27 protein-coding genes are annotated in these 26,866 nt (G+C 72.6%); 17 read left to right on the top strand and 10 right to left on the bottom strand.

Features of this window, described 5'->3' with window-relative positions:
• Positions 1 to 169: 169 nt before the first annotated feature.
• Positions 170 to 3,055 (top strand): aminomethyl-transferring glycine dehydrogenase, encoded by a 2,886-nt coding sequence (gene gcvP / locus ACFWP3_RS26825; protein ID WP_384225780.1) that lies wholly within the window; start codon positions 170 to 172, stop codon positions 3,053 to 3,055.
• An 82-nt stretch (positions 3,056 to 3,137) separates the two neighbouring features.
• Here gcvP and ACFWP3_RS26820 read toward each other — a convergent pair whose 3' ends face one another.
• Both ACFWP3_RS26820 and ACFWP3_RS26815 read right to left on the bottom strand, forming a co-directional pair.
• On the bottom strand, positions 3,138 to 3,344 hold the full coding sequence (locus ACFWP3_RS26820; RefSeq protein ID WP_285444628.1) for a DUF5999 family protein: 207 nt from the start codon (positions 3,342 to 3,344) through the stop codon (positions 3,138 to 3,140).
• A gap of 273 nt (positions 3,345 to 3,617) precedes the next feature.
• The gene (locus ACFWP3_RS26815) at positions 3,618 to 4,238 is read right to left on the bottom strand and encodes a hypothetical protein (RefSeq protein WP_384225777.1); all 621 of its coding nucleotides are present in this window, start codon (positions 4,236 to 4,238) and stop codon (positions 3,618 to 3,620) included.
• A gap of 496 nt (positions 4,239 to 4,734) precedes the next feature.
• Between ACFWP3_RS26815 and ACFWP3_RS26810 the strand changes: the two genes are divergently transcribed.
• Positions 4,735 to 6,258 (top strand): glutamate-cysteine ligase family protein, encoded by a 1,524-nt coding sequence (locus tag ACFWP3_RS26810; protein WP_384225775.1) that lies wholly within the window; start codon positions 4,735 to 4,737, stop codon positions 6,256 to 6,258.
• A gap of 136 nt (positions 6,259 to 6,394) precedes the next feature.
• Positions 6,395 to 7,216, top strand: coding sequence for a CPBP family intramembrane glutamic endopeptidase (locus tag ACFWP3_RS26805; protein ID WP_384225773.1), 822 nt, complete (start codon positions 6,395 to 6,397; stop codon positions 7,214 to 7,216).
• A gap of 9 nt (positions 7,217 to 7,225) precedes the next feature.
• Here ACFWP3_RS26805 and ACFWP3_RS26800 read toward each other — a convergent pair whose 3' ends face one another.
• Entirely contained in the window at positions 7,226 to 8,047 is an 822-nt protein-coding gene (locus tag ACFWP3_RS26800) for a PhzF family phenazine biosynthesis protein (protein WP_384225771.1), read from the bottom strand.
• Positions 8,048 to 8,236: 189 nt separating this feature from the next.
• On the opposite strand from ACFWP3_RS26800, the gene ACFWP3_RS26795 reads away from it, so the two are divergent.
• Positions 8,237 to 8,857, top strand: coding sequence for a PadR family transcriptional regulator (locus tag ACFWP3_RS26795; RefSeq protein ID WP_384225768.1), 621 nt, complete (start codon positions 8,237 to 8,239; stop codon positions 8,855 to 8,857).
• A 159-nt stretch (positions 8,858 to 9,016) separates the two neighbouring features.
• On the opposite strand, the gene ACFWP3_RS26790 is transcribed toward ACFWP3_RS26795, so the two are convergent.
• Positions 9,017 to 9,445 (bottom strand): SRPBCC family protein, encoded by a 429-nt coding sequence (locus ACFWP3_RS26790; RefSeq protein WP_384225765.1) that lies wholly within the window; start codon positions 9,443 to 9,445, stop codon positions 9,017 to 9,019.
• Positions 9,446 to 9,618: 173 nt separating this feature from the next.
• Between ACFWP3_RS26790 and ACFWP3_RS26785 the strand changes: the two genes are divergently transcribed.
• Both ACFWP3_RS26785 and ACFWP3_RS26780 read left to right on the top strand, forming a co-directional pair.
• A complete protein-coding gene (locus ACFWP3_RS26785; protein WP_384225762.1) occupies positions 9,619 to 10,602 on the top strand; it encodes a DMT family transporter in 984 nt (327 codons plus the stop codon).
• A 166-nt stretch (positions 10,603 to 10,768) separates the two neighbouring features.
• Complete coding sequence (locus ACFWP3_RS26780; protein ID WP_384225760.1) at positions 10,769 to 11,848, top strand: DMT family transporter; 1,080 nt, start codon at positions 10,769 to 10,771, stop codon at positions 11,846 to 11,848.
• Here ACFWP3_RS26780 and ACFWP3_RS26775 read toward each other — a convergent pair.
• Positions 11,830 to 12,546 carry a pyridoxamine 5'-phosphate oxidase family protein gene (locus tag ACFWP3_RS26775; RefSeq protein WP_384225757.1) on the bottom strand — a complete coding sequence of 239 codons (717 nt, stop codon included), beginning with the start codon at positions 12,544 to 12,546 and terminating at the stop codon, positions 11,830 to 11,832. The genes ACFWP3_RS26780 and ACFWP3_RS26775 overlap by 19 nt on opposite strands.
• Before the next feature lie 37 nt (positions 12,547 to 12,583).
• On the opposite strand from ACFWP3_RS26775, the gene ACFWP3_RS26770 reads away from it, so the two are divergent.
• Positions 12,584 to 13,918 (top strand): aminotransferase class I/II-fold pyridoxal phosphate-dependent enzyme, encoded by a 1,335-nt coding sequence (locus ACFWP3_RS26770; protein ID WP_384225754.1) that lies wholly within the window; start codon positions 12,584 to 12,586, stop codon positions 13,916 to 13,918.
• 77 nt (positions 13,919 to 13,995) lie between these two features.
• Here ACFWP3_RS26770 and ACFWP3_RS26765 read toward each other — a convergent pair whose 3' ends face one another.
• On the bottom strand, positions 13,996 to 14,985 hold the full coding sequence (locus ACFWP3_RS26765) for a DMT family transporter (RefSeq protein ID WP_384225751.1): 990 nt from the start codon (positions 14,983 to 14,985) through the stop codon (positions 13,996 to 13,998).
• 74 nt (positions 14,986 to 15,059) lie between these two features.
• Here ACFWP3_RS26765 and ACFWP3_RS26760 point away from each other — a divergent pair, with 74 nt between their 5' ends.
• Complete coding sequence (locus ACFWP3_RS26760) at positions 15,060 to 15,962, top strand: LysR substrate-binding domain-containing protein (RefSeq protein ID WP_384225748.1); 903 nt, start codon at positions 15,060 to 15,062, stop codon at positions 15,960 to 15,962.
• Between the two features lie 33 nt (positions 15,963 to 15,995).
• Here ACFWP3_RS26760 and ACFWP3_RS26755 read toward each other — a convergent pair whose 3' ends face one another.
• Positions 15,996 to 16,469: a pyridoxamine 5'-phosphate oxidase family protein gene (locus tag ACFWP3_RS26755; RefSeq protein WP_384225745.1), complete on the bottom strand. Its 474-nt coding sequence runs from the start codon at positions 16,467 to 16,469 to the stop codon at positions 15,996 to 15,998.
• Between the two features lie 76 nt (positions 16,470 to 16,545).
• Between ACFWP3_RS26755 and ACFWP3_RS26750 the strand changes: the two genes are divergently transcribed.
• From ACFWP3_RS26750 to ACFWP3_RS26715, 8 genes are all read left to right on the top strand, one after another.
• Entirely contained in the window at positions 16,546 to 17,160 is a 615-nt protein-coding gene (locus ACFWP3_RS26750) for a cysteine hydrolase (protein ID WP_384225743.1), read from the top strand.
• An 18-nt stretch (positions 17,161 to 17,178) separates the two neighbouring features.
• Complete coding sequence (locus ACFWP3_RS26745; protein ID WP_384225740.1) at positions 17,179 to 18,018, top strand: HipA family kinase; 840 nt, start codon at positions 17,179 to 17,181, stop codon at positions 18,016 to 18,018.
• Entirely contained in the window at positions 18,015 to 18,398 is a 384-nt protein-coding gene (locus tag ACFWP3_RS26740) for a DUF3037 domain-containing protein (RefSeq protein ID WP_384225737.1), read from the top strand. Before ACFWP3_RS26745 ends, ACFWP3_RS26740 begins: the two co-directional genes overlap by 4 nt.
• 120 nt (positions 18,399 to 18,518) lie before the next feature.
• Positions 18,519 to 19,280, top strand: coding sequence for a 3-oxoacyl-ACP reductase FabG (gene fabG / locus ACFWP3_RS26735; protein ID WP_383574069.1), 762 nt, complete (start codon positions 18,519 to 18,521; stop codon positions 19,278 to 19,280).
• Positions 19,281 to 19,308: 28 nt separating this feature from the next.
• Positions 19,309 to 20,073: an SDR family oxidoreductase gene (locus ACFWP3_RS26730; protein WP_384225735.1), complete on the top strand. Its 765-nt coding sequence runs from the start codon at positions 19,309 to 19,311 to the stop codon at positions 20,071 to 20,073.
• A gap of 152 nt (positions 20,074 to 20,225) precedes the next feature.
• The gene (locus ACFWP3_RS26725) at positions 20,226 to 21,809 is read left to right on the top strand and encodes an ABC transporter substrate-binding protein (RefSeq protein WP_384225732.1); all 1,584 of its coding nucleotides are present in this window, start codon (positions 20,226 to 20,228) and stop codon (positions 21,807 to 21,809) included.
• Positions 21,810 to 21,910: 101 nt separating this feature from the next.
• Positions 21,911 to 22,579: a uracil-DNA glycosylase gene (locus ACFWP3_RS26720; protein ID WP_384225806.1), complete on the top strand. Its 669-nt coding sequence runs from the start codon at positions 21,911 to 21,913 to the stop codon at positions 22,577 to 22,579.
• Positions 22,580 to 22,674: 95 nt separating this feature from the next.
• Entirely contained in the window at positions 22,675 to 23,187 is a 513-nt protein-coding gene (locus ACFWP3_RS26715; protein WP_384225803.1) for a hypothetical protein, read from the top strand.
• 31 nt (positions 23,188 to 23,218) lie between these two features.
• Here ACFWP3_RS26715 and ACFWP3_RS26710 read toward each other — a convergent pair whose 3' ends face one another.
• Positions 23,219 to 23,752 carry a hypothetical protein gene (locus ACFWP3_RS26710; protein ID WP_384225729.1) on the bottom strand — a complete coding sequence of 178 codons (534 nt, stop codon included), beginning with the start codon at positions 23,750 to 23,752 and terminating at the stop codon, positions 23,219 to 23,221.
• Positions 23,753 to 23,824: 72 nt separating this feature from the next.
• The gene (locus ACFWP3_RS26705; RefSeq protein WP_384225726.1) at positions 23,825 to 24,352 is read right to left on the bottom strand and encodes a DinB family protein; all 528 of its coding nucleotides are present in this window, start codon (positions 24,350 to 24,352) and stop codon (positions 23,825 to 23,827) included.
• 84 nt (positions 24,353 to 24,436) lie between these two features.
• Here ACFWP3_RS26705 and ACFWP3_RS26700 point away from each other — a divergent pair, with 84 nt between their 5' ends.
• Positions 24,437 to 25,342, top strand: coding sequence for a Gfo/Idh/MocA family protein (locus tag ACFWP3_RS26700; protein WP_384225723.1), 906 nt, complete (start codon positions 24,437 to 24,439; stop codon positions 25,340 to 25,342).
• Here ACFWP3_RS26700 and lnt read toward each other — a convergent pair.
• The gene (gene lnt / locus ACFWP3_RS26695) at positions 25,287 to 26,852 is read right to left on the bottom strand and encodes an apolipoprotein N-acyltransferase (RefSeq protein ID WP_384225720.1); all 1,566 of its coding nucleotides are present in this window, start codon (positions 26,850 to 26,852) and stop codon (positions 25,287 to 25,289) included. The two genes, ACFWP3_RS26700 and lnt, sit on opposite strands and share 56 nt — an antisense overlap.
• Positions 26,853 to 26,866: the final 14 nt, after the last annotated feature.

The raw sequence follows: 26,866 nt of genomic DNA, 5'->3' as shown, positions 1-26,866 counted from the left end.
CGGGCGTGCAGTGCCGGTCCCACTCCTCACCGACGGTGAAAGCCGGACCTCGCGGGCGACCCCTGCGGATCCGGTGAAGCTCTCAGGTTGAGATGACAGAGGGGGAGGCCGTCCGGGTGCCCGCGCCGTGGTGCCCCTCGCAGGTCGTACGACCAGGAGGCCTCCGTACATGACCGCCAACCGCATTCCGCTCTCCCAGCTGGAGCGAGGCATCCCCTTCGAGCAGCGCCACATCGGCCCGGATGCCGAGGCGCAGGCGAAGATGCTCGCCCAGGTGGGCTACGGCTCCCTGGACGAGCTGACCGCCGCCGCGGTGCCGGATGTCATCAAGACCGCCGAAGCGCTCAACCTGCCCGAGGCGCGGACCGAGGCGGAGGTGCTCGCCGAGCTGCGCTCGCTCGCCGACCGCAACCAGGTCCTCTCCCCGATGATCGGCCTCGGCTACTACGGGACCTTCACGCCGCCGGTGATCCTGCGCAACGTCATGGAGAACCCGGCCTGGTACACGGCCTACACGCCGTACCAGCCGGAGATCTCGCAGGGCCGCCTCGAGGCGCTGCTGAACTTCCAGACGGTCGTCGCCGACCTCACCGGGCTGCCGACCTCCGGCGCCTCGCTGCTCGACGAGGGCACCGCGGCCGCCGAGGCCATGTCGCTCGCCCGCCGCGTGGGCAAGGTCAAGGGCGGCGTCTTCCTGATCGACGCGGACGCGCTGCCGCAGACCATCGCCGTGATCGAGACCCGCGCCGAGCCCACGGGCGTCGAGGTCGTCGTCGCGGACCTCTCGGACGGCATCCCGGCCGAGATCGCCGAGCGCGGCGTCTTCGGCGTGCTGCTCCAGTACCCGGGCGCCTCCGGTGCCGTACGGGAGATCAAGCCGCTGATCGACCAGGCGCACGAGCTCGGTGCCGTCGTCACCGTCTCGGCCGACCTGCTCGCGCTGACCCTGCTGACCTCCCCGGGCGAGCTGGGCGCCGACATCGCCGTCGGCACCACGCAGCGCTTCGGTGTCCCGATGGGCTTCGGCGGACCGCACGCCGGCTACATGGCCGTCCAGGCCAAGCACGCCCGCTCGCTGCCGGGCCGCCTCGTCGGCGTCTCCGTGGACGCGGACGGCAACAAGGCCTACCGCCTGGCGCTGCAGACCCGTGAGCAGCACATCCGCCGCGAGAAGGCGACCAGCAACATCTGCACCGCGCAGGTGCTGCTGGCCGTCATGGCCGCCATGTACGCCGTCTACCACGGCCCGGACGGCCTGCGGACGATCGCCCGCCGCACCCACCGCTACGCCGCGCTGCTCGCCGCGGGCCTGCAGGCCGGCGGGGTCGAGATCGTGCACGGCGCGTACTTCGACACGATCACGGCCCGGGTCCCGGGCCGCGCGGCCGAGGTCGTCGCCGCCGCCCGCGAGGGCGGGGTCAACCTGTACCAGGCCGACGCCGACCACGTCTCCGTCTCCTGCGACGAGACCACCCTGCGCGCCGACATCGAGGCCGTCTGGGCCGCCTTCGGCGTGTCCGCGGACATCGAGGCGCTCGACGGGACCACCGCCGACACGCTGCCCGAGGGCCTGCTGCGCTCGGACGACTACCTGACCCACCCGGTCTTCCACCAGCACCGCTCCGAGACCGCGATGCTGCGCTACCTGCGCAAGCTCTCGGACAAGGACTACGCGCTGGACCGCGGCATGATCCCGCTGGGCTCCTGCACCATGAAGCTCAACGCGACCACCGAGATGGAGCCGGTGACCTGGCCCGAGTTCGGCCAGCTGCACCCCTTCGCCCCGGCCGAGCAGGCCGAGGGCTACCTCACGCTCATCAACGAGCTGGAGGAACGTCTCTGCGAGGTCACCGGCTACGACAAGGTCTCGATCCAGCCCAACGCCGGCTCCCAGGGCGAGCTGGCCGGGCTGCTCGCCGTCCGCGCCTACCACCGCGCGAACGGCGACGAGCAGCGCACCGTCTGCCTGATCCCGTCCTCCGCGCACGGCACCAACGCCGCCAGCGCCGTGATGGCCGGCATGAAGGTCGTCGTCGTCAAGACCGCCGACGACGGCGAGGTGGACGCGGCCGACCTGCGCGCCAAGATCGAGCAGTACCGCGACGAGCTCGCCGTGCTGATGATCACCTACCCGTCCACGCACGGTGTGTTCGAGGAGCACGTCGCCGACATCTGCGCCCAGGTGCACGAGGCCGGCGGCCAGGTCTACGTGGACGGCGCCAACCTCAACGCCCTGGTGGGCCTGGCCAAGCCGGGTCACTTCGGCGGCGACGTCTCGCACCTGAACCTGCACAAGACCTTCTGCATCCCGCACGGCGGCGGCGGTCCGGGCGTCGGCCCGGTCGGTGTCCGGGCGCACTTGGCCCCGTACCTGCCGAACCACCCGCTCCAGCCGACCGCGGGCCCGGAGACGGGCGTCGGCCCGATCTCGGCCGCCCCGTGGGGTTCGGCGGGCATCCTGCCGATCTCCTGGTCGTACGTGCGCCTCATGGGCGGCGAGGGCCTCAAGCGGGCCACGCAGGTGGCGGTGCTCGGCGCCAACTACATCGCCAAGCGCCTGGAGCCGCACTACCCGGTGCTGTACACCGGCCCGGGCAACCTGGTCGCGCACGAGTGCATCATCGACCTGCGCCCGCTGTCGAAGTCCACGGGCGTGAGCGTGGACGACATCGCCAAGCGCCTGATCGACTACGGCTTCCACGCGCCGACCATGTCCTTCCCGGTGGCCGGCACGCTGATGATCGAGCCGACGGAGTCCGAGGACCTCGCCGAGATCGACCGCTTCTGTGACGCGATGATCGCCATCCGCGGCGAGATCGAGCGGGTCGCGGCCGGCGAGTGGCCGGTGGACGACAACCCGCTGGCCAACTCCCCGCACACCGCGGCGGCGCTGGGCGGCGAATGGAACCACCCGTACACCCGTGACGAGGCCGTCTTCCCGGCCGGGGTCACGGCCGCGGAGAAGTACTGGCCGCCGGTGCGCCGCATCGACGGTGCCTTCGGCGACCGGAACCTGGTGTGCTCCTGCCCGCCGCTGGACGAGTACGACAACTGAGCATGAGCAAGGGGCCGGTCCGGGAGTTCTCCCGGACCGGCCCCTTCGTCGTTGCCGCGGCCGGCCTGCCGTTTCCGGCCGGTCAGGCGGCCTTCATCACCTGGGCCGCCGCGAGCGGGCGGTGCGGGGCGATGATCTGGCCGTCCGGCAGCAGCTCACCGGTGTCCTCGAAGAGCAGGACGCCGTTGCACAGCAGGCTCCAGCCCTGTTCCGGGTGGTTGGCCACCGGGAGCGCGGCCTCCCGGTCGGCGGATTCGGCTGACGGGCAGGCTGGCTGGTGCTGGCACATGGATGCGTTCTTTCGCTGCGGTGTGGTCTGCGTGCTACGGCTCGATGCGTCGTTCATGGCCGTCCCCCTGGGTCATCCCCGCACCCGCGGGGAGCTTGTCATCAGTCTTCCCCCACGACAGCCGCTTCGCAGGTATTTCCCGCCAGCTGTCCTCATAGATTGATGACGCATCACTCGTGCGGGCGGTTCAGGCCAACTCCCCTGTCATTTTGGGTGGTTCGACGGTGGCCCGAGCGGGCTAGGCCGAATGGGTCACTCGGGCCACCGGTCCGCTCAAGCCGCCGGCGCGGCCAGCGTGGGCGGGACGGGCGCCGTCGCGGGGGTCAGCCGGTGGGTCATGACGGGCAGCAGCTCGGAGACCGGATGCGGCCGGTACGCGGCGATGCCGGGCGGGGCCGGCGCGAGCGGGACCAGCAGGTCCTCGCCCGCGGGCAGGCCGGCGGAGGCGTCGGCGCCCACCGCCCCGTGCAGCCACAGGGTCAGCATGTACAGCTCCGGTACGGACAGCAGTCTCGGCTGGTACGCCGTGGAGAGCGACTCGGCCTGGCGCAGGGCGCGTTCGGTGGCCGCGACGTACGGCCCCTCGAAGAAGTGGGAGAAGACCCAACCGTCCGGCGTGAGCCGGGTGTCGGCGGCCGCGACGTAGCGGTCCCCGCCGCGGATGAGGAACCGCCAGCCGGTGAGGCGGGTGCGGGGCGGCCTGCCGCCGGACGCCAGGTCCGAGATGTTCAACCGGTCGAGTACATGGACCGGAAGGGGGAGTTCGGCGGTCACCGGCCCCTGGAGGGCGCGCAGGGCGGGGGTATGTGCCTCGTGGACGGCGGTGGGGGAACCGAGGGCCGCGAGGACGCTGCGCAAGGCGGGTGCGGGGGCCGGAGGGACATGCAGCGGCATAGTGGGTCGCCTCTCACTTGGGAGACCTGTGGAACGGGGGCAGGTGCGGACGGCGCTGTCGCATTCTGGGGCCAGAGGGGGGCTGAGGGGCAATGGCCGCGCGCCAACTCTCTGCCTCGTTTGCGGAGTTTATACGACATGTGTTCACGCAGTGTTTCGGCTAGCTGTCCCGCCTATTGCCGACAAGGCGCTTACCGGTCCCGCTGACATGGCATTCATGCCGGATGGGCGCGAACATGCCGCGCTGACCTCGGAGGTTACCGGAAAGGGGCTCGGCTGGAAAGCGCCGGTTATCGGGAACAGGCAAAGTCGATGCGGAATTTGCGTGTACCGACTTGCCAGGTGAATGTGCCAAACCGCCCGTCGGCCAAACCGGCGCGCGCTCCTCGCCACGCACGCCCCCGCCGCGTTATGGATCACGCTGCCGGGGCATCATCGACCGTACACGCGCGCCTGGGCGCCACGGGGCCAGGCCCACTCGAGGAGGGAAGCTTCGATGGGGGAGAAGGTCGTGGCAGGCGGGTTCGACCTGTCCGATCGGCAGCGGTATCGAAGGAAGCTTCACGAGTGCCTGGAGGGGCTGGAGCGACTTCTGGCGGAGAAGAGGTTCGATCGTCCGAAGAACATGATGGGGCTGGAGATCGAGCTGAATCTCGCGGGTGCCGACGGTTTGCCGAGAATGGTGAATGCCCAGGTGCTGGAGCGGATTGCGAGCCCCGATTTCCAGACCGAACTCGGAATGTTCAACCTGGAGGTGAACGTCCTTCCGCACCGCCTCGGCGGCCGGGTATTCGATCAGCTCGCGGAGGAACTCAGCGCGGGGCTCGGCTATGCCCACCGGCAGGCCGCGGAGATCGATGCCGGGGTGGTGATGATCGGCATTCTGCCGACGATCACCCGCGAGGACCTGGTCACCGCCAACCTCTCGGCGGTCGACCGCTACTCGCTGCTCAACGAGCAGATCCTGATGATGCGCGGGGAGGACTTCACGCTCGACATCGACGGCGTCGAGCGGCTGGTGTGGAACAGCGGGTCGATCGTGCCGGAGGCCGCCTGCACCTCCGTACAGCTGCACCTCCAGGTGACCCCGGCACGGTTCGCGGACGTGTGGAACGCGGCCCAGGCGGTGGTCGCCGCGCAGATAGCCGTCGGTGCGAACTCGCCGTTCCTGTTCGGGCGCGAGCTGTGGCGGGAGTCCCGGCCGCCGCTGTTCACCCAGGCCACCGACACCCGGCCGCCCGAGCTCCAGGCGCAGGGGGTGCGGCCGCGCACCTGGTTCGGGGAGCGCTGGGTGGACTCGGCGTACGAGCTCTTCGCGGAGAACGTGCGCTACTTCCCGGCCCTGCTGCCGATCTGCGACGAGGAGGAGCCGCTGCGGGTGCTCGCCGAGGGCGGGGTGCCCGGGCTCCAGGAGCTGGTCCTGCACAACGGCACCGTCTACCGGTGGAACCGGCCCGTGTACGGGGTCGCCGACGGGGTGCCGCACCTGCGCGTCGAGAACCGGGTGCTGCCGGCCGGGCCCACGGTCGCCGATGTCGTCGCCAACGCCGCCTTCTACTACGGGCTCGTACGCACCCTCGCCGACGAGCCGCGCCCGGTGTGGACCCGGCTGCCCTTCGCCGAGGCGGAGGCCAACTTCGACGCGGCCTGCCGCTACGGGATCGACGCACGGCTGCGCTGGCCGCGCCGGGGCCGGGCCGGGGGACTGGCCAGCGTGCCCGCGGTCCGGCTGGTGCTGGACGAGCTGCTGCCGATGGCGGCGGCAGGCCTGGACGCGTGGGGGATCGAGCCGGCGGACCGGGACCGCTACCTCGGCATCATCGAGGAGCGCTGCCGGCGGCGGGCGAACGGGGCGACCTGGCAGGTGGACACCTACCACCGGGCGCTCGCGTCCGGACTGGACCGCGACGCGGCTCTGGCGGCGACCACGCGGCGCTACACCGAGCTGATGCACAAGGGCGACCCCGTGCACACCTGGCCCGTGGGGCCGGGGGAGGGGGAGGTACCCGCGGGAGGCTGAGCCCACGGGGCCCGTCGGCGCCCACGACACCCACGCCATCCCCCGCACCTGCCGTACCGCCCGGCCGAAGCGCCGCCGGCGGCCCCCGGCCCGCCCGCCGCCCCACGAGGAGGCAGTATGGGGTGGTCGTATCGGGATGGCGGGACGGGAGTCGGGCGTGCGGGCGGAGCCGGAGCCGGTGGTCGTGGAACTGGGTGCGGACGGGCCTCGGCGCGTCCTGCGCACCGAGACCCTGCTCGTCCTGGCGCTGTCGCTGGGCGCGAGCGGGGTCTCGGCGCTCATCAGCTTCATCGGCTCGCTCACCAAGCCGGGCGGGCTCAAGGACCAGGCCGCCACGCTCAACGGCTCGTACGCGCCCGGCCGGCCTTGGCTGGACCTGGCCTGGCAGCTGTTCGGCATCGCGAGCGCGCTGGTCCCCGTACTGCTGGTGGCGCACCTGCTCACCCGTGAGGGCGCGCCGGGCCTGCGCGTGCTGGGCTTCGACCGCACCCGCCCGCTGTGGGACCTAGGGCGGGGCGCTCTGGTCGCGGCCGGGATCGGGAGCGCCGGGCTGCTGTTCTACCTGGGGGCGCGGGCCACCGGCTTCAACCTCACGGTGGTGCCGGAGGCCCTGCCCGACGTGTGGTGGAAATTCCCCGTACTGATCCTCTCCGCGGTGCAGAACTCCGTGGTGGAGGAGGTCATCGTGCTGGCCTACCTGCTGCGGCGGCTGGACCAGCTCGGCTGGTCGCCGATGGCCGCGCTGCTGGCCAGCTCGCTGCTGCGCGGCTCCTACCACCTCTACCAGGGCATCGGCGGGTTCATCGGCAACGTGGTGATGGGCGTCGTGTTCGTACTCGCCTACCGCCGCTGGGGCCGGGTCGGGCCCCTCGTCGTCGCGCACGCGCTGCTCGACATCGTGGCCTTCGGCGGGTACGCGCTGCTCGCGGGCAAGGTGGACTGGCTGCCGACGCCGTAGCCGGCCCGGTCAGGGGGCGGTGAGGAGTTCCCCGTCCACGACGGTCACCGCGTGGCCGGTCAGCAGGGTGCGCTCGCCCCGCAGACTCACCCGTACCAGCCCCTGGCGCGCGCCGCCCTGGAGGCCGGTCAGCTCGGTACGGCCCAGGCGCTGCGCCCAGAACGGCGCGAGCGCGGTGTGCGCGCTGCCGGTGACCGGGTCCTCGTCGATCCCGAAGGCCGGGAAGAAGCCGCGGGAGACGAAGTCGTACCCGCGCGAGGGGTCCTCGGCCTGCGCGGTGACGATCACCCCGCGCTTGGCGAAGGCCCGCAGGGCGGCGTGGTCCGGCGTCAGTTCGCGGACCGTCCGCTCGTCGGCGAGCTCGATCAGCAGGTCCCCGACGTGGGCGGCGGTGTCGTGCACGGACAGGACCGGGGCGCCGCCGAGCGCGTGCTCCACGGCGGCCGGAGCCGGGGCCGGGGTGAGCGAGGACGTGGGGAAGTCCAGGGTGACGGTCCCGTCGGGGGCGGTCTCGGCCGTCAGGATGCCGCAGCGGGCCGTGAAGCGGACCAGCCCGTCGGCGAGGCCGTTCGTGGCGAGTACGTGCGCCGTCGCGAGGGTCGCGTGGCCGCACATGTCGACCTCCGCCGCCGGGGTGAACCAGCGCAGCGCCCAGTCGGCGTCCGAGCCGGGCGGCAGGGGGTGGGCGAAGGCGGTCTCGGACAGGTTCACCTCGGCGGCGACCTGCTGGAGCCAGGCGTCCGGGGGGAACGCGCTGTCGAGGAGCAGGACTCCGGCGGGGTTGCCGTGGAAGGGGCGGTCGGTGAAGGCGTCGACGATTCGGATGCGCATGGAACCGAAGGTAGGACGGCTCTCCGATCGCCGCCAAAGGCCAATTCGGGGTGACTGGACTGGTGCGGGGCTGTTCGCTGAGAAAGTTTCCGATATATCGTTGACGCATCGCGATGGATCGCCGATAGTAGAGACATCGGATAACCGATACGACGCGAAGACGACGTACGAGACGAAAGGAGCGCAGTGATGCGTTCACACGGACAGCACGGACATGACCACGGACACGAGCACGGCCGGGGCCACGGCCACTGCGGGCCCGATCGTCGGGAGGAGTTCAAGGGGCGGCGTGCCGCCTTCGGACCGTTCGGTCCCCCCTTCGGCGGCGGACCCTTCGGTGGGCGCGGCGGACGCGGCGGACCGCGGGGCCGGGCCCGGCGCGGCGACGTGCGCGCCTCGATCCTGGCGCTGCTCGCCGACCGGCCGATGCACGGCTACGAGATGATCCAGGAGATCGGCGAGCGCAGCGGCGGGGCCTGGAAGCCCAGCCCCGGCTCGGTCTACCCGACCCTCCAGCTGCTCGAGGACGAGGGGCTCATCACCAGTGAGAGCGAGGGCGGCAAGAAGCTGTTCACGCTCACCGAAGCCGGCCGCACCGAGGCCGAGTCGGGCCCGGACGCCCCCTGGGCGGATGCCGGGCGCGGCTTCGACTTCGAGGCGATGCACGAGGTCCGGACGGCCGGCATCGGCCTGATGGAGGCCTTCGGCCAGGTCTTCAAGACCGGCACCCCCGAGCAGCGGGAGAAGGCCGTCGCGGTCATCAACGACGCCCGCAAGAAGCTCTACCTGATCCTGGCCGACGAGCACTGACCGGACAGCCCGGACAGCCCGGACAGCCCGGACAGCCCGGACAGCCCGGACAGTCCGGACGGCCCGGACGATCACGACGGCGCGCCCCGCGAGTCACTCGCGTGGCGCGCCGTCGTATGTGCGGGGGAGTCGGAGGAGTTGAGGGGGGTCACGAAGGGATCAGGCGACCAGGCCGGCCAGCTTGCGCAGGGACTCGTTCAGCGCGGCGGTGGCCGAGTCCTTGAGCTTGCCCGCCATCAGGGAGACGGCCGCGCCGCTGAACTCGCCGTCGATCCGGACGGTGGTGGCCCCGCCGTCCGGGACCAGGGTGTAGCGGGTGAGGACGGCCACGCCCATCGGGCCCTTGCCGGTGATGGCGAAGAGGCGCTCGTCCTCCAGCTCCGAGACGGTCCAGACGACCTCGGCGGGGAAGCCCATCATCTTCATGTTCTCGGCGAAGGTGGCGCCGACCGCGAGGGTCTCCGGGCCGCCCTTCGGGAAATTGGTGTGGGTCATGCTCCACTGGCCGTACGCGTCCCAGTCCGTCAGCTGGGACCAGACCTTCGCGGCGGGCGCCTCGATGCGTGATTCCGCGGTGACTTCGGCCATGCGACCACCCCTTCTCGTCGGGTACGTGCGGCGGAACGTAGCCCCGGTCGGCGGAACATTCAATACTGACGACCTGTCAGATATTGGAGGGGTGTACGAGCCCTGGTCTCGTCTCCGTCTCAACAGGTGTCATGTCCGTGACGCTCCTGACGAGTGCCTGCCATGATGGCCCGATGCAAGCGTCAGGGAAAAACGCCGGACTGGGCCTCGCCCTCGTGTCGGCGGTCGCGTTCGGTGGTTCCGGGGTGGCGGCGAAGCCGCTGATCGAGGCGGGTCTGGACCCCCTCCACATGGTCTGGCTCAGGGTGGCCGGGGCGGCGCTCGTGCTGTCCCCGCTGGCCTGGCGCCACCGCGACCTCGTCCTGCGCAGGCCCGCGCTGCTCGCGGGCTTCGGGCTGGTGGCCGTCGCCGGTGTGCAGGCCTTCTACTTCGCCTCCCTGTCCCGGATCCCGGTCGGCGTGGCCCTGCTGCTGGAGTACCTCGGGCCGGCGCTGCTGCTCGGCTACATCCGCTTCGTGCAGCGCAAGCCCGTCACGCGCGGCGCCGCCGCCGGAGCGGCCGTGGCCGTCGTGGGGCTGGCCTGCGTGGTCGAGATCTGGGCCGGACTGCGGCTCGACGCGCTCGGTGTGCTCTTCGGCCTCTGCGCGGCCCTGTGCCAGGCCTTCTACTTCGTCTTCGCCGACCAGGGCGCGGACAAGGACGACGCCCCCGACCCGCTCGGGGTGATCGCGTACGGCATGATCATCGGCACCCTCGTGATGACGGTGATCGCCCGGCCGTGGGAGATGGACTGGCAGGTGCTGGGCGGGGATGCCGCGCTGGGCGACCTGATGGTCCCCGCGCCGGTGCTGCTCGGCTGGGTGGTGCTGATCGCGACCGTCTTCGCGTACCTGACCGGAGTGGTCTCCGTGCGCAGGCTCTCGCCGCAGATCGCGGGCGTGGTGGCCTTCCTGGAGGCGGTCGTCGCCACCGTGCTGGCCTGGATCCTGCTCGGCGAGCACCTCTCCACCTGGCAGATCGTCGGTGGCGGGCTGGTGCTCGGCGGCGCCTTCATCGCGCAGTCCTCGCGGCCCGCGCCGGCCACGGCCCCGGCCGCTGCCGCCGCCGCGGCGGGCGCCGGTCCGGCCGTGGTGGACCGCGAGACCACCAGCGCCTAGGGTGGCGTTCATGCCTTCGACCGTGCTTCCCCCTCCCGCCTCCGCCTAGCGCGGGCGGCACCTCCTCGAACGAGTACCCCGGCCCGGGGAGTTCCCGGGCGGGTGAGCGCTGCCCGCGAAGCGATGACCTGCTCTTCTCATCCTTCACGCATGCGCGGAGAACCACGTGTCGAACCATTCGCCCGCTGCCGGGCGCAGTCTGCTGTACCTCGTCGTCGCCGGAGCCGCCTGGGGCACCGCCGGGGCGGCCGCCTCCCTCCTCTTCCTCGCCAGTGACCTCGGTCCGCTCGCCCTGTCGTTCTGGCGGTGCGCGGGCGGGCTCGTGGTGCTGCTCGGGGTGTTCGCCGTACGCCGGCGGCCCCGCTCCGGATCCGGGTCGGGGTCGGGGTCGGGATCAGGGTCAGGTTCGGGGGCCCGGCGGGTGCGGCCCTCGGCCGGCTCGCTGATCGTGACCGGCCTGCTGTTCACCCTGTTCCAGGCCGCCTACTTCGCGGCCGTACGCGAAACCGGCCTCGCCGTCGGCACCGTCGTCACGCTCGGCGCCGGGCCCGTGCTGATCGCGCTCGGCGCGCGGTACTGGATGGGCGAGCGCCTCGGCGCGGGCGGCGTGGCCGCCGTCACCGGTGCCCTGGCCGGGCTCGCCGTCCTGGTGCTGGGCAGCGGGGGCGGCGAGGTGCGCCCGGCCGGCGTCGGCTGGGCGCTGGTGTCGGCCGCCGGGTACGCGGGAATGGCCCTGCGGGCCCGCTGGCTCGGGCGGCGCGGGGCGGGCGGGGATCCGCTGGTGACCACCGCCTGGTCGGTCGCGGTGGGCACGGTGTGCCTGCTGCCGCTCGCCGCCGCGGAGGGGCTGCTGCCGCACACCGCCGAACTGGGCCGGGTGCTCTGGCTGCTGGTGTACGTCGCCACCGTGCCGACGGCCCTGGCGTACGCGCTCTACTTCACCGGAGCGGCCGCCGTACGGGCCGCCACCGTGTCCGTGATCATGCTGATCGAGCCGGTGAGCGCGGCCGTGATCGCCGTACTGCTGCTCGGGGAGCGGCTGACCGGCGCGGTGGTGCTGGGCACCGTACTGCTGCTGGCGGCCGTGGGCGCCCTGATCGCGGCGGAGGCGCGGCGGCCGGCGGACGGGGCGCTGGACACGGTGCTGGACGGGGCGCTTGACGGGGCGCTGGATACGGCGCTGGACGGGCCGGCGGTGCGGCCCGTCCAGGCCCCCGAGGTGTCGGGTCAGAGCGCCGCGAGGTAGTCCGGAGTGGCGGTCCCGGGGGCCAGGTCGGCCGCCGGGACCGGTGCCCCGTACGCGGGAGCGACCGGGACCACGCCGGCCCAGTAGGGCAGCCCCATGTCCTCGGGGTCGTCGTTCGGCCCGCCGGTACGGATCTTCGCGGACACCTCGGTCAGGTCCAGCCGGATCACAGCGGTGGCGGCGAGCTCCTTGGCGCTGGCCGGCCGGGAGTCGGCGGAGCGGCCCGGGACCACGTGGTCGACGAGGGCGTCCAGGGCCATCCGGCACTCCTCCTCGTCCGTGACCTGGTAGGCCGTGCCGTGCACGACCACCGAGCGGTAGTTGAGCGAGTGGTGGAAGGCCGAGCGGGCCAGCACCAGGCCGTCGACGTGCGTCACGGTCACGCAGACCGGCAGGCCCGGGTCCGCCTTGCGGGCCGCGAGCAGCGGGCGCGAACCCGTGGAGCCGTGGATGTAGAGAACCTCGCCGACCCGGCCGAAGAGGGTCGGCAGCACCACCGGCGCGCCGTCGCGGACGAAGCCGAGGTGGCAGATGTAGGCCTGGTCGAGTATCGAGTGCACCGTCTCGCGGTCGTAGCGCGCCCGGTCGCGGGAGCGGGTCGGCACCGTGCGGTCGGTGGGCTCGTACGCGTCGGACGCGTCGGACGCGGCGGTCGGCTCGGACGACGCGGGCGCTTCCGTGGCGGGCGTGGCGGTCATGATGCGGACTCCGTTGTACTAGTGCATAATGTTGTTTGTGCTAGGAGACTATCGGATCATTGGGCGCCGCGCATCGGATATCGCGGCCAGTGTCGAAGCGGGCGTGGGATCGGGCGCGCTCGCACCGGGGGCGCTGCTGCCGCCGATGCGGGAGCTGGCGGGCGAGCTGGGGGTGAACCCCAACACCGTGGCGGCCGCGTACCGGACGCTGCGCGAGCGCGGGGTCATCGAGACCGACGGGCGGCGCGGCAGCCGGGTGCGGGCCCGTCCGTCCAGCGCGCCCCGCGACGCCCTGCGGATGGCGGTGCCGGCGGGCGTACGCGACATCACGGCCGGCAATCCGGACGTGGACCTGCTGCCGTCGCTGGACGGGCCGCTGGCGGCCGCCGCCCGGCGGTACGGGCAGGCCCCGACCCTCTACGGACAGGACCCGGTCGACCCGGAACTGGCGCGGCTGGCCCGGGCCGACCTCGACGCCGACGGGGTGCCGGCCGGGCCCGTCGCGCTGACCTCGGGCGCCCTGGACGGGATCGAGCGGGTGCTGGCCGCGCACCTGCGCCCCGGGGACGCGGTCGCGGTCGAGGACCCGGGCTGGGGCAGCGTGCTGGACCTGGTCCCGGCGCTCGGGCTGCGGGTGCTGCCAGTGGCCGTGGACGACGAGGGGCCGCGGGTCCACGCGGTCGCGCGGGCGCTGGAGGCCGGGGCGCGGGCGCTGGTGGTGACCTCGCGGGCGCAGAACCCCACCGGGGCCGCGGTGAGCGCGGAGCGGGCGGGGGAGCTGCGGGCCCTGCTGGCGGCCCACCCCGGGGTGCTGGTGATCGACGACGACCACGGGCACGCGATCGTGGACCTGCCCCTGCATCCGCTGGGCGGGGTCACCCGGCACTGGGTGCTGGTGCGGTCGACGGCGAAGGCGTACGGCCCGGACCTGCGGCTGGCGGTGCTGACGGGGGACGCGGTGACGCTGGACCGGGTCCGGGGGAGGCAGCGGCTGGGCCCGGGCTGGGTCAGCCGGCTGCTGCAGTACGCGGTGGTGGAGCTGTGGACCTCGGGCGCGGTGGACCGGGCCGCGGTGGCCCGCTCGTACGGGGAGCGGCGGGACGCGCTGGTCGCGGCGCTCGGCGAGCGGGGCGTACGGGCGCACGGGCGGACCGGGATGAACGTGTGGGTGCCGGTGGCCGACGAGACGGGCGTGGTGACGCGGCTGCTGGCCGCGGGCTGGGCGGTGACGGCCGGAGCCCGGTTCCGCGTCGAGTCGGAACCGGGCGTGCGGCTGACGGTGTCGCAGGTGACGGTCGCGGACGTGCCGGACCTGGCGGACGCCGTGGCCGCGGCGGTCCGGCCGGGGGCGGCGGGGGTCCGGTACGTCTGACCGCGGGACGCAGCCCCCGCCGTGTCCCGGGGCTCCGCCCGGACCCCGGACCCCGGGCCCTGCGTGCCCGGCGGGGCTCAGGCTGGCTTGCGGCGGCCGGGGCGGGTTTGGGTGAGGGCGGCGCCCGCCAGGACGATCGCGGCGCCCGCCGGGGTGTTCCAGTGGAGCTGTTCGCCGAGGACCAGGACGCCCGCCGCGGTGGCGATGACCGGGATGAAGTAGGTGACCATCTGGGCCGTGGTCGGGCCGATCTCCGCGACCAGGCCGTACTGCATCTGGAGTGCCATGCCCGTGCCGAGCGCGCCCAGGGCGATCACCGACAGCGTCGGCCACAGCGGGAACGACGTCGGGGCCGACGTGAACAGGGCGCTGACCAGGGCGAGCTGGAGCGTGGAGACGAGCAGCTGGCCGCCGGTCAGGGCCACCGGGGAGCCGGGGGTCCCGGCCAGCGTGCGGCGGACGTAGATCCAGCCGATCGGGTAGCAGAGCGAGGCCAGCAGGGCGAACGCGGTGCCCTTGGCGTCGACCCCGGAGAAGCCCTCCCAGGCGCCGAGGACGGTCAGGACGCCGAGGAAGCCCAGGCCCAGCCCCGCCACGCGGCGGCGCGTCGGGCGGTCCTCGGACAGCGCGACCAGGGACAGGGCCATGCCCCACAGCGGCGAGGTGGCGTTGCAGATCCCGGCCAGACCGGACGGGATGCTCAGTTCCGCGTAGGCGAACAGCGAGAACGGGACGGTGTTGAGCAGCAGCGCCGCCACGCCGAGGTGGCCCCAGGTGCGCAGCCCCCGCGGCAGCGGCTCGCGGCGGACCAGCAGCACGGTGACGAGGGCGAGAGCACCGAACAGGACCCGGCCCAGGGCCACCTGGAAGGGCGCGTACGCCTCCGTGCCCACCTTGATCAGCAGGAAGCTGAAGCCCCAGACCACCGACAGGATCGCGAAGCGGACACGCCAGTCCAGGAGGACGCCCCGCCGGGTGCCGGGGGTGCGCAGGGTGCCCGCGGTGCCCGTGCCGGCGGGCGGGGAGGTCGTGGAGGAGGTGGGGAGGGAGACGGTCGGTGCGCTCATGACGCCAACTGTGCGCGTATCAACTTCGTAGGACAAGCGAGAGTTTCTCGGTGTGACGGCGTAGCATTGCTTACATGTTGAACCTGGAGCGCCTGCGCACCCTCGACGCCCTCGCCCGCCACGGCTCGGTCAGCGGCGCGGCCGACGGACTCCACGTCACCACCTCCGCCGTCTCCCAGCAGATGGCCAAGCTCGAACGCGAGGTCGGCCAGCCCCTGCTGGCCAGGAACGGGCGCGGGGTCCGGCTCACCGACGCCGGGCGGCTGCTCGCCGACCACGCGGCCCGGATCATCTCCCAGGTGGAGCTCGCCCAGGCCGACGTGGAGGCCCAGCGGGGCTGCGCGGTCGGCGAGCTGCGCATCGGCGCCTTCCCGACGGCCATGCGCGGCCTGCTGCCTCGGGCCCTGTGCGCCCTGCGCGACGGCCATCCCGAGCTGCGGGCCCTGGTCCGCGAGCAGGAGCCCGAGGAGAGCATGGCCGCCGTCGTGCGCGGCGACCTCGACCTGGCTCTGGCCATCGACTGGCACAACAAGCGGATGCCGGTGCCCGCCGAGCTGACCCGCACGCACCTGCTCGACGACTCCGTCGACATCGCGGTCCCGGCCGGCCACCGGCTGGCCGACCGGACGGAGGTCTCCCTCGCCGAGTTCGCCGAGGACGACTGGATCTCCTGGAACGAGGGGCAGTTCTGCCACGAATGGCTGGTCTTCACCCTCCGCGGCACGGGAATCGAGCCGCGCATCGCCCACATCGCGGAGGAGCACCACACCCAGCTGGCCTTCGTGGAGGCCGGGCTCGGGGTGTGCGTGGCGCCGAAGCTGGGCCGCGGCCCGACCCCGGCCGGGGTGCGGCTGCTGCCGGTCTGCGACTCCGTACGCCGGCACGTGTACGCCGTCTGGCGCGCGGATGCCGACCGCCGCCCCTCGATCCGCGCCGCCGTCGACGCGCTGAAGGGGGCGGCCGCCCGGCCCTACTAGCGCGATACCGGCCGTACTGGCGCGATGGCGGTACTAGAGCTTGCGGAAGTCCCAGGAGACGACCGACTCCGGGGTCAGGCGGATCCAGGCGTGGCGCCCGTCGTGCGGCATCTCCTCGATGCCGAAGTTCTTGACCGGGAAGATCCGCTCGGCCTCCGCCAGCTCCGGGCAGGGTTCGCCGGTGCGCGGGGCCTCGCCCACGAAGACGGCGCTGCCGGACAGTTCCACGCCGCGCAGTTCGTCGTACGCCTCCCCGGCGTCCACGACCACCGAGATCCGCGGATCCTTGCGCAGGTCGGACCAGCGCCGGCTGCGGGTGATCGAGTACAGCCACAGGGAGGTGCCGTCCCAGGCGAACCACAGGGCGCCCACGTGCGGGCGGCCGTCCGGGGAGACCGTGGCCACGCGGCAGGTGCGCTGCTCGCGGAGGAAGGCGTCCACCTCCTCGTCGGTCATCATGATCCGGCGGCCCCGCCGCTGTGTCCTTCCCGGGCCTGTCTCGTCCATCCGTCCCGCACCCCTTCACAACTGACTGTGTGTCAGGAATCATGCGGGCTCGTCGGCCGATACGCCAGGGGGAGCCATGCCGGATCTCGATCCCGCCACCACCGCGCTGCTCACCGTCGAATGCCAGAACGGCGTCGTCGGCGAGGAGAGCGCACTGCCCGAGCTCGCGAAGGAGGCCCGGGACTCCGGGATGCTGGAGCGGGTGGCCGCGCTGGCCGACGCTGCGCGCGGGGCCGGCGTACAGGTGCTGCACGCCGTCGCCGAGCGGCGGCCGGACGGGCGCGGGGCCAACACCAACGCGCGGCTGTTCCGCGCCGCCGGGAAGCTGCCCGTGCGCCAGATCTCCGGGACCACGGCGGTGCGCCTCGCCGCCCCGCTCGCCGTGGCCGAACAGGACCTGGTGGTCCGCCGGCTGCACGGGCTCTCGCCGATGTCCGGAACCGACCTGGACGCCCTGCTGCGCAACCTCGGCGTCCGCACCCTGGTCGTCACCGGGGTCTCCTCCAACATCGCCATCCCGAACACCGTCTTCGACGCCGTGAACCTCGGCTACCAGGTCGTGGTCCCCGCCGACGCCATCGCGGGGGTGCCCGCCTCCTGCACCGCCGAGGTGATCCGCAACTCACTCGCCCTGGTCGCGACCATCACCACGGCCGAAGCGCTCCTCGAGCAGTGGGCTCCTCCGGCCTGACCCCCGTAACCTGGGCGGATGCTGTCCGAAGTGATCGCGACCCGTTACGTCACGCCCTTGCGTGAGGGCGGCTCGCTCCCGGGAATCGTCGAGGCCGACGATCTCGGTACCTACGTCATGAAATTCACCGGAGCCGGCCAGGGCCGCAAGACCCTGGTCGCCGAGGTCATCTGCGGCCGCCTGGCCCAGCGGCTGGGCCTGCGGGTGCCGCGGCTGGTGCAGATGCAGCTCGACCCCGTCATCGGGCTCGGCGAGCCCGACCAGGAGGTGCAGGAGCTGCTCAAGGCCAGCGGCGGGCTGAACCTCGGCATGGACTACCTGCCCGGGTCGATCGGCTTCGACCCGCTCGCCTACCAGGTGGACCCCGTCGAGGCGGGGCGCGTGGTCTGGTTCGACGCCCTGATCAACAACGTCGACCGGTCCTGGCGCAACCCGAACATGCTGGTCTGGCACGGGGACCTGTGGCTCATCGACCACGGCGCCACCATGATCTGGCACCACAACTGGCCCACCGCCCAGGCCGCCGCGGCGAAGCCCTACAACGCCTCCGACCACGTACTGGCCCCCGTGGGCCCGGACATCGCGGCGGCGGCCGCCGCCCTCGCGCCGCTGGTCACCGAGGAACTGCTCACCGAGGTCGCGGCCGACGTGCCCGACGAGTGGCTGGTGGACGAGCCCGGCTTCGACTCCACCGACGCGCTGCGCCGCGCCTACGTGGAGGCGCTGCTGCCGCGCGCGGCCACGATCCACGAGAGGATCTCGATGGAGGCCGAGGTGAAGCCGCGGTCCGGGCCGCCCGGCTGGCTCGCCGAGCGCCTCGCCCCTCAGCCCCACCGGAAGAAGAGCGACAGCGAGTGATCAAGCGGGACGTGTTCGAGTACGCGCTGGTGCGCGTGGTACCCAGGATGGAACGCGGCGAGTGCTTCAACGCCGGCGTGATCGTCTACTGCCGGGCGCATTCCTACGTCGCCGCGCGCACCCACCTCGACGAGGCCAAGCTCCTCGCACTGGACCCCGGGGCGGACGTGGCCGGGGTTCGGGCAGCGCTGCGCGGGGTCGAAGGGGTGTGCAGCGGCGGCACCGCGGCGGGGCAGGCGGCGGGTGACGACGCCGGCCGCCGGTTCCGCTGGCTGATCGCACCGCGCAGCACGGTGGTGCAGCCGGGACCGGTGCACACCGGCCTGACGGCCGATCCCGCCGCCGAGGTCGAGCGGCTGCTGGCGCTGCTGGTCCGCTGACCTGGCTGGAACGGCTGGCGTTGACACCGGGTGCCAGGGCTCCTAGCGTCTCCTCAGCTGAAGCTACTAAGCGGTTGCTCACCTCTGGGCGGCCGTTTCTCAAGGGCGAGGAGATCCAGCATGTCCACCACCGAGCAGCGCGTCGCGATCGTCACCGGGGCGGCCCGGGGCATCGGCGCGGCCACCGCCGTGCGCCTGGCCGCCGAGGGCCGGGCCGTCGCCGTTCTCGACCTCGACGAGGCGGCCTGCAAGGACACCGTGGAGGCGATCACGGCGGCCGGCGGCAAGGCCCTGGCCGTCGGCTGCGACGTCTCCGACGGAGCGCAGGTGGAGGCGGCCGTCGCGCGCGTCGCGAGCGAGCTCGGCGCCCCGACGATCCTGGTCAACAACGCGGGCGTGCTGCGCGACAACCTGCTTTTCAAGATGAGCGAGACCGACTGGGACACGGTCATGAACGTGCACCTGCGCGGCGCCTTCCTGATGTCGAAGGCCTGTCAGAAGCACATGGTGGAGGCCAAGTTCGGCCGCATCGTGAACCTCTCCAGCAGCTCGGCGCTCGGCAACCGCGGCCAGGTCAACTACTCCGCCGCCAAGGCCGGCCTGCAGGGCTTCACCAAGACCCTGGCCATCGAGCTCGGCAAGTTCGGCGTCACCGCCAACGCCGTCGCCCCCGGCTTCATCGTCACCGAGATGACCGCCCAGACCGCCGCCCGCGTCGGCATGGGCTTCGAGGACTTCCAGGCGGCGGCCGCCACCCAGATCCCCGTCCAGCGCGTCGGCCGCCCCGACGACATCGCCAACGCCATCGCCTTCTTCACGGGCGAGGCCGCCGGCTTCGTCTCCGGCCAGGTCATGTACGTGGCCGGCGGCCCGCTCAACTGACGAGCTCACGAGAGGCAGGGCGTACGCCATGACGACGTACAACGGCAGCGACAGCGGCAAGGTCGCGCTGATCACCGGCGCGAGCCGCGGCATCGGATACGGCATCGCCGAGGCGCTGGTCGCCCGCGGCGACCGGCTGTGCATCACCGGGCGCAACGAGGAGGCCCTCAAGGAGGCCGTGGAGCGCCTCGGCGCCGACCGGGTGATCGGGGTGGCGGGCAAGGCGCACGACGAGGCCCACCAGGCCGTCGCCGTCGAGCGCGCCATGGAGGCCTTCGGCCGGGTCGATTTCCTGGTCAACAACGCCGGCACCAATCCGGTATTCGGGCCGATCGCGGACCTGGACCTCGGGGTCGCGCGCAAGGTGTTCGAGACGAATGTGATCTCGGCGCTCGGTTTCGCCCAGCGGACCTGGCACGCCTGGCAGAAGGAGAACGGCGGGGCGATCGTGAACATCGCCTCGATCGCCGGAGTCTCCGCCTCGCCCTTCATCGGCGCCTACGGGATGAGCAAGGCCGCCATGGTCAACCTCACCCTCCAGCTCGCGCACGAGATGGCGCCGGGGGTCCGGGTCAACGCGATCGCCCCGGCGGTGGTCAAGACGAAGTTCGCGCAGGCGCTCTACGAGGGCCGGGAACAGGAGGCCGCGGCCGCCTATCCGCTCGGCCGGCTCGGGGTTCCGGAGGACATCGGGGGAGCGGCCGCATTTCTTACATCTGCACAAGCGGAATGGATCACGGGGCAAACTCTGGTCGTTGACGGAGGAATGTTCCTCAATGCCGGAGTGCACTGACCGATAGTCGGACGCATTTGCCTCCGAAAGGGAGGCAAATGCATCCCTAATGTGCACGGAACCGGTCAAGTGCCTCACGAAACCTGCCCATTGGATTCGTGGGGCACTGCGGTAGGGTCTGCCGCACCCCTGGCTGATCGAGGAGCGTGCACGTGTTCAACCGGACCAGATGCCTGCAGATCACTGCGGCCGTTGCGTCCATATCCCTGCTCGCCGGTTGCGGCCTGCTTTCGGACGACAGTGCCGCTGATACGAAGCCGATCGTCGTCGGCACCACGAGCGCGCCCAGCACCCTCGACCCCGCAGCGGCATGGGACGGCTCCTGGGAGCTGTACCGGAACGTCTACCAGACCCTGTTGGCCTTCCCCACGGGCTCCACCAAGCCCCAGCCGGACGCCGCCCAGAGCTGCGAGTTCACGGACGCGCAGAACGAGTCGTACCGGTGCACCCTGCGCAAGGGCCTGAAGTTCTCCAACGGGGAGCCGCTCGACGCCAAGGCCGTCAAGCACTCCCTGGACCGGATCCGGACCATCGGCTCCAAGGTCGGCCCCAAGGACCTCTTCGGCTCCCTCGACAAGATCGAGACCCCGGACGCGCTGACCGTCGTCTTCCACCTGAAGACCCCCGACGCCACCTTCCCCTTCGTCCTCGGCTCGCCCGCCGCCTCGCTGGTCGCGCCCAAGGACTACCCGGCCGACAAGGTGCGGGAGGACGGCAAGGTCACCGGATCCGGCCCGTACGTGCTCGACTCGTACAAGGAGGGCAACGAGGCCGTCCTCGGCCGCAACGGCAGCTACACCGGCTTCGCCAAGCGCCAGAACAACGCCGTGACCATCCGCTACTACACGGACTCGGCGAAGATGGTCTCCGACCTGAAGTCCAAGGGGATCGACGCGATCTACCGAGGCCTCGCGGCCTCCGAGATCACCGCGCTCCGGGGCCCCGACGGCGCCGCGAAGGGCGTTCAGGTCGTCGCGAACACCGGCGCCGAGATCCGCTACCTGGTGTTCAACCCCAAGGACCCGGCCGTCGCCAAGCCCGCCGTCCGCCAGGCCATCGCCCAGGTCATCGACCGCGGCACGCTCGTCTCCAAGGTCTACCAGGGCACCGCCGAGCCGCTGTACTCGATGGTTCCCAAGGGCGTCGTCGGCCACAAGACCCCGTTCTACGACAAGTACGGGCACGCCGACATCGACGAGGCCAGGAAGATCCTCAAGGCGGCCGGGATCAACCAGCCGGTCGAGCTGACCTTCTGGTACACCACCGACCGGTACGGCTCCTCCACCGCCGAGGAGTTCACCGAGATCAAGCGCCAGCTGGACGAGAGCAACCTCTTCAAGATCACCCTGCGCAGCCAGCCCTGGAAGGCCTTCCAGGAGGGCTACAAGAACCAGGAGTACCCGGTCTTCGGCCGAGGCTGGTTCCCCGACTTCCCGGACCCGGACAACTTCATCGCGCCGTTCATCGGCAAGGAGAACGCGGTCGGCACCCCGTACGAGCCGAACGAGATCCTGACCGACCTGCTGCCCAAGACCCGGCGCGAGGGCGACCGGTCGGCCGGTGTCCACGAGTTCGAGCGGGCCCAGCAGATCTTCGCCGAGGACGTCCGGCTGCTGCCCCTGTGGCAGGGCAAGCTGTACGTGGCCGCGCGGGACGACATCGCGGGCGCCGAGCGGGCGCTGGACCCGCAGACCGCCATGCAGATGTGGGAGTTCTACCGCAAGACCAGCTGGTAGCGGGCGGCGGGGACGCGGGCGGCCGACGCGTTGTCAGTGGCCCCCGGTAGGTTCAGGAGCAGTTGCACGAACTTGTACCGGAGGTTGTCGCCGTGACCCAGATGCTGCCCGAGTCCTGGCTCCCCGTCCTCGGCGGGGAGCTGGACCAGCCCTACTTCAGGGAACTCACCGAGTTCGTCGAGAAGGAGCGGGCGAACGGGCCGGTCTACCCGCCCCGCGACCAGGTCTTCGCGGCCCTGGAGGCCACCCCCTTCGACCAGGTCAAGGTGCTGGTCCTCGGCCAGGATCCGTACCACGGCGCCGGCCAGGGGCACGGACTGTGCTTCTCCGTGCAGCCCGGGGTCAAGACCCCGCCTTCGCTGCGCAACATCTACAAGGAGATGAAGGAGGAGCTCGGCCTCCCGGTCCCGGACAACGGGTATCTGATGCCGTGGGCCCGCCAGGGCGTCCTCCTGCTCAACGCGGTGCTCACCGTCCGTGAGGCCGAGCCCAACTCGCACAAGGGCAAGGGCTGGGAGAAGTTCACCGACGCGGTGATCCGCGCGGTGTCCGAGCGCCCCGATCCGGCGGTGTTCGTGCTCTGGGGCGCCTACGCCCAGAAGAAGATCCCGCTCATCGACGAGGAGCGGCACGTGATCGTCAAGGGCGCCCACCCCTCGCCGCTCTCGGCCAAGAAGTTCTTCGGCTCCCGGCCCTTCACCCAGATCAACGAGGCCATCGCCGCGCAGGGCCATGAGCCGATCGACTGGCGGATCCCGGACCTGGGCTGACGGCACACCGCGCCTCGGCGCCATTGCCGGTGCCTCCGGCTAGCTTCGTGACGACCAGACCTGCGCAGGTCTGGCAGGACGAGCCGGAGGCCGCGGTGACGGAGCAGCAGGAGGCGTCGGAGGACGCCGTCATGACCAGGATCGGCCAGGCGGTCATCCTGCTGCACGCCGGGGACCGCGAGGAGGCCCGCAACCGGCTCGGTGCGATCTGGTCCGAGATCGGCGAGGAGGGCGACTGCCTCCACCGGTGCACGCTCGCCCACTACATGGCCGACGCCCAGGACGACCCCGGCGACGAGCTGGCCTGGGACCTGCGGGCCCTGACCGCCGCCGAGGCGCTGCGGGACGGGCCGCCCGCGTCCCCGGACCAGCATCCGGCGATGCGGGTGTTCTACCCGTCCCTGCACCTCAGCCTGGCCGCCGACTACGTGAAGCTCCAGCGGCCGGAAGCGGCCCGGATCCACCTGGCGCGGGCCCGCGCCGCCACCGGGGCGCTGTCCGACGACGGGTACGGCAACGGCGTACGGGCCGCCATCGCCCGGCTGGAGCGGCGGCTCGCCGAGGAACCGGGGACCGGGCCCCGGCCGTTCCCGGAGCAGTCCCCCTGAGGCCGGTCTCCCTGCGGCCCGCCCGCGCGGCTCAGCCTCCCTGGACGCCCGCGCAGATGCGGGCCTCCGGGCTGTCGGGCTGCCACCGCCCGTGCCGGCGGCCCAGCGCGCACACGTCGGCGGGCCGCACCGGCAGCTCCTTCACCAGCTCCCGCTCCCGCCCGGCATCGGACCGCGGCCGGTGGGGGCGGTCGCCGTCCTCCCGGCCCGAGGCCGCTTCGGCGGGCCGGCGGGGCTCCGGGATGTCCGGGACCGGCGGCGGTGCCTGCACGGGGCCGCCGGAGGCGTCCTGAGGGGCGCGCTCGGCCGACCGGCGGGCGGGGGCCGCGGGCCGCGCGGGCTGCTCCGGGACCGCCTTCAGCGCCTCCAGTGCGGGAGCCTGGACCACCACCGGGGCGGCCCCCGGCCCGCTGCGCGGCTCGTGGTGCGGCGGCAGCCCCGCGGCGGGTGCGCCCGCCGGCTGCACGGCGGCGGGGCCGGGGCTCACGTTCACGCAGCCGGAGACGGCCGAGACGGCACAGGCGACTCCGAGCAGCAGCTTTGTCGTGGTTCGGGTTGGATGCACCCGCGCAACTCTGCTCCGTGAAGACCTCGTTGTGAAAACCCGGAGCCCATATTCACCCCGCACGGGTGACGGCTAGTCGCCGGTTGCGCCGTCGATCCGCTCGCGCAGCAGGTCGGCGTGGCCGTTGTGCCGGGCGTACTCCTCGATCATGTGGGTGTAGACCCACCGCAGGCTGAACACCTCGCCGCGGTGGTGGCTCCCGGCGTCCGACAGCAGGTCCAGCGAACGGCCCGCGGCCGCCTGCCGCGCCAGCTCGACCTCGGTCTGCCACACCTGCTCGGCCTCGGCCCAGGTGGCCTCCGCGCCGAAGCGGAAGTCGCCGTCCACGTCCTCGCTCGTGGAGTACAGCTCGGGCAGATCCTCGCCGAGCAGGATCTCCCGGAACCAGTACCGCTCCACCTCGGCCATGTGCCGTACGAGGCCCAGCAGGCTCAGCTCGGACGGTGCGAGCGGCGTACGGCGCAGCTGCTCGTCGGCGAGCCCCTCGCACTTCCAGGCGAGGGTGGCGCGGTGGTAGTCGAGCCAGCCGTCCAGCATGTCGCGTTCACCGGCGGTGGTGGAGGGCTCGTCGCGGTGTGATCCGGTGCTCGTGGTCGTCATGACGGCCATCCTCAGCGAACGAGCCCCCCACCACCAGGGATTAAGCTGCGGGCGTCCCACAAGGAACGAACCAGGAGGCTCCCGGTGAAGGTCGGCTGCATCGGACTCGGCGACATCGCGCAGAAGGCGTACCTGCCCGTCCTCACCACCCGCCCGGAAGTCGAGCTGCACCTGCAGACCCGTACCCCGGCCACGCTGGAGCGGGTCGGCGCGATCCACCACCTCCCGGCCGGCCGGCTGCACGCGGACCTCGACTCGCTGCTCGCCGAAGGGCTCGACGCGGCGTTCGTCCACGCCCCGACCGCCGCGCACCCCGAGATCGTCACGCGGCTGCTGGAGGCCGGGGTGCCGACGTACGTGGACAAGCCGCTCGCCTACGAGCTCGCGGACTCGGCGCGGCTGGTGGAACTGGCCGAGGAGCGCGGGGTCTCCCTCGCCGTCGGCTTCAACCGCCGCCACGCGCCCGGCTACACGCAGTGCGCGGACCACCCGCGCGACCTGATCGTCATGCAGAAGAACCGCGTCGGGCTGCCCGAGGACCCCCGCACGCTCGTCCTGGACGACTTCATCCACGTCGTCGACACCCTGCGCTTCCTGCTGCCGGGCGAGGCCGACCACATCGACGTCCGGGCCGTGGTGCGCGAGGGGCTGATGCACCAGGTGGTGCTCCAGATGTCAGGAGACGGGTTCACCGCGCTCGGCATCATGAACCGGCTCTCCGGTTCCACCGAGGAGATCCTCGAGGTCTCCGGACAGGACACCAAGCGGCAGGTCGTCAACCTCGCCGAGGTCATCGACCACAAGGGCCAGCCGACCGTGCGGCGGCGCGGGGACTGGGTGACGGTCGCCCGCCAGCGCGGCATCGAGCAGGTGGTGGACGCCTTCCTGGAGGCCGTGGAGACGGGCAAGACGCTCAGCGCGCGCGACGCGCTGCTCACCCACGAGCTGTGCGAGCGGGTGGTGAGCTCGGTTCTGGGGCAGGCCTCCTGAGCGAGCGGAGCCCCTCTACTGCGCAGTAGGCCGCCAGCGCGGCGAGGGCGGCGGCCACCGGCCAGTCCCCGTACCGGACGTAGAGGGTCGTGCCGCGGGCCAGCGGGACCTCGTACACCCGGGCCGTGCTCGCGGAGACGGGCAGGGCCGGGCCGATCCGCTCCCCGGAGGGGCCGTGCACCGCGCTGACGCCCGTCAGGGTGGCGTGCACCACCGGGCGGCCGGTCTCGGCCGCCCGCAGCGCCGCCAGCGACGCGTGCTGGGCCGGGGCCCAGCTGTCCTGGAAGCTGGAGGTCGCCGACTGGGCGACGAGGAGGGCGGCCCCGGAGCGGGCCAGGTGGCGGCTCATGTCGGGAAAGGCCGACTCGAAGCAGACCAGCGGGCCGAGGCGGACCCCCGGCGGGCCGCCCGGCCGGGCCGGCAGGTCCATCACCACCGGGGTGTCGCCCGGCACGCGGTCCTCGCCGGCCGCCTTGCCGACCGAGGTGGCCCAGCCGAGCAGGCTCCGGGCCGGTACGTACTCGCCGAAGGGGACCAGCCGCATCTTGTCGTAGCGGTCACCGGTCGGCCCCCGAGGGCCCACGAGCACCGCGCTCTTGCGGATCCCGGGGTCGTCCGGGGCCCGCGCGTCCACGTTGACCAGCAGCGGGGCCCCGACCGTCGCCGACAGCGAAGCCAGCCGTCCGGCCAGGTCCGGGCGGGCCGTGAGGTCCGCGCCGACGCTGCTCTCGCCCCACACCACCAGATCGACCGGCTGCCCGGCCAGGTCCCGCGTGAGCCGCTCACCGGTGGCGAACCGCCGCTCGGCGCTGTCCGGGCCGTCCGGCATCAGGCCCGGCTGTACGACCGCCACCCGCAGCCGTCCCGATGCCTCGGGGCCCGGCACCCACAGCCACACCGCCCCCGTCAGCACCGCACATCCCGCCACCCCGGCCACCGCCGGGATCCGGGCCCGGGGCACGGCGATCAGCAGCACCAGCGCGCTGTTCACCGCCACCACCAGGAGGCTCACCAGCCACACCCCGCCCACCGAGGCGACCCGCAGCGCCGGCGGCACCTGCCACTGACTGGCCCCCAGCAGCCCCCACGGCCCGCCCAGCCCCTCCCAGGACCGGACCAGCTCCGACAGCAGCCACCCCGCCGGTACGAGGACCAGCGCGGCCGCGGCCCGGCGCGGCGCCGGGATCCCGCCCAGCAACTCCCGCACCAGCAGGGCCCAGGGGATCCACAGCACGCCCAGCAGCGCGGCCACCGGCAGCAGGAACACGTGCAGGCTCGGCAGCAGCCAGTGGTGGACGGCCACGATGAAGCCCGCCCCGCCCAGCCAGCCCTCCAGCACGGCCCGGCGGCCGGTGGGGGCCGACCTCAGCAGCAGCATCCAGGGCACGAGGGCCACGTACGCGAACCACCACAGTGCGGGCGCGGGGAAGGCGAGGGCGGGCAGGGCCCCCGCGGCGACGGCGGCCGGCGCACGCCACCGCGGGGACCACCCTGACCGGATCGGGACCATGGCGCGCCTCCGCT

Origin of the sequence: Streptomyces sp. NPDC058525 (assembly GCF_042719495.1) — a bacterium.
Classification (GTDB): Bacteria; Actinomycetota; Actinomycetes; order Streptomycetales; family Streptomycetaceae; genus Streptomyces.
Note: the sequence above shows the minus strand (reverse complement) of the source record. Positions and strands in the feature narration are given on the sequence as shown.

Excerpts from the sequence above, each read along its gene's own strand:
- ACFWP3_RS26795 (WP_384225768.1), top strand. The coding sequence starts at position 8,237 with ATGCGTTCACACGGACAGCACGGACATGACCACGGACACGAGCACGGC.
- ACFWP3_RS26775 (WP_384225757.1), bottom strand. The coding sequence starts at position 12,546 with ATGACCGCCACGCCCGCCACGGAAGCGCCCGCGTCGTCCGAGCCGACC.
- ACFWP3_RS26755 (WP_384225745.1), bottom strand. The coding sequence starts at position 16,469 with ATGGACGAGACAGGCCCGGGAAGGACACAGCGGCGGGGCCGCCGGATC.
- ACFWP3_RS26810 (WP_384225775.1), top strand. The coding sequence starts at position 4,735 with ATGGGGGAGAAGGTCGTGGCAGGCGGGTTCGACCTGTCCGATCGGCAG.
- ACFWP3_RS26720 (WP_384225806.1), top strand. The coding sequence starts at position 21,911 with ATGCTGCCCGAGTCCTGGCTCCCCGTCCTCGGCGGGGAGCTGGACCAG.
- ACFWP3_RS26800 (WP_384225771.1), bottom strand. The coding sequence starts at position 8,047 with ATGCGCATCCGAATCGTCGACGCCTTCACCGACCGCCCCTTCCACGGC.
- gcvP (WP_384225780.1), top strand. The coding sequence starts at position 170 with ATGACCGCCAACCGCATTCCGCTCTCCCAGCTGGAGCGAGGCATCCCC.
- ACFWP3_RS26765 (WP_384225751.1), bottom strand. The coding sequence starts at position 14,985 with ATGAGCGCACCGACCGTCTCCCTCCCCACCTCCTCCACGACCTCCCCG.
- lnt (WP_384225720.1), bottom strand. The coding sequence starts at position 26,852 with ATGGTCCCGATCCGGTCAGGGTGGTCCCCGCGGTGGCGTGCGCCGGCC.
- ACFWP3_RS26820 (WP_285444628.1), bottom strand. The coding sequence starts at position 3,344 with ATGTGCCAGCACCAGCCAGCCTGCCCGTCAGCCGAATCCGCCGACCGG.
- ACFWP3_RS26745 (WP_384225740.1), top strand. The coding sequence starts at position 17,179 with ATGCTGTCCGAAGTGATCGCGACCCGTTACGTCACGCCCTTGCGTGAG.
- ACFWP3_RS26760 (WP_384225748.1), top strand. The coding sequence starts at position 15,060 with ATGTTGAACCTGGAGCGCCTGCGCACCCTCGACGCCCTCGCCCGCCAC.
- ACFWP3_RS26815 (WP_384225777.1), bottom strand. The coding sequence starts at position 4,238 with ATGCCGCTGCATGTCCCTCCGGCCCCCGCACCCGCCTTGCGCAGCGTC.
- ACFWP3_RS26790 (WP_384225765.1), bottom strand. The coding sequence starts at position 9,445 with ATGGCCGAAGTCACCGCGGAATCACGCATCGAGGCGCCCGCCGCGAAG.
- ACFWP3_RS26805 (WP_384225773.1), top strand. The coding sequence starts at position 6,395 with ATGGCGGGACGGGAGTCGGGCGTGCGGGCGGAGCCGGAGCCGGTGGTC.
- ACFWP3_RS26750 (WP_384225743.1), top strand. The coding sequence starts at position 16,546 with ATGCCGGATCTCGATCCCGCCACCACCGCGCTGCTCACCGTCGAATGC.
- ACFWP3_RS26705 (WP_384225726.1), bottom strand. The coding sequence starts at position 24,352 with ATGACGACCACGAGCACCGGATCACACCGCGACGAGCCCTCCACCACC.
- ACFWP3_RS26730 (WP_384225735.1), top strand. The coding sequence starts at position 19,309 with ATGACGACGTACAACGGCAGCGACAGCGGCAAGGTCGCGCTGATCACC.
- ACFWP3_RS26785 (WP_384225762.1), top strand. The coding sequence starts at position 9,619 with ATGCAAGCGTCAGGGAAAAACGCCGGACTGGGCCTCGCCCTCGTGTCG.
- fabG (WP_383574069.1), top strand. The coding sequence starts at position 18,519 with ATGTCCACCACCGAGCAGCGCGTCGCGATCGTCACCGGGGCGGCCCGG.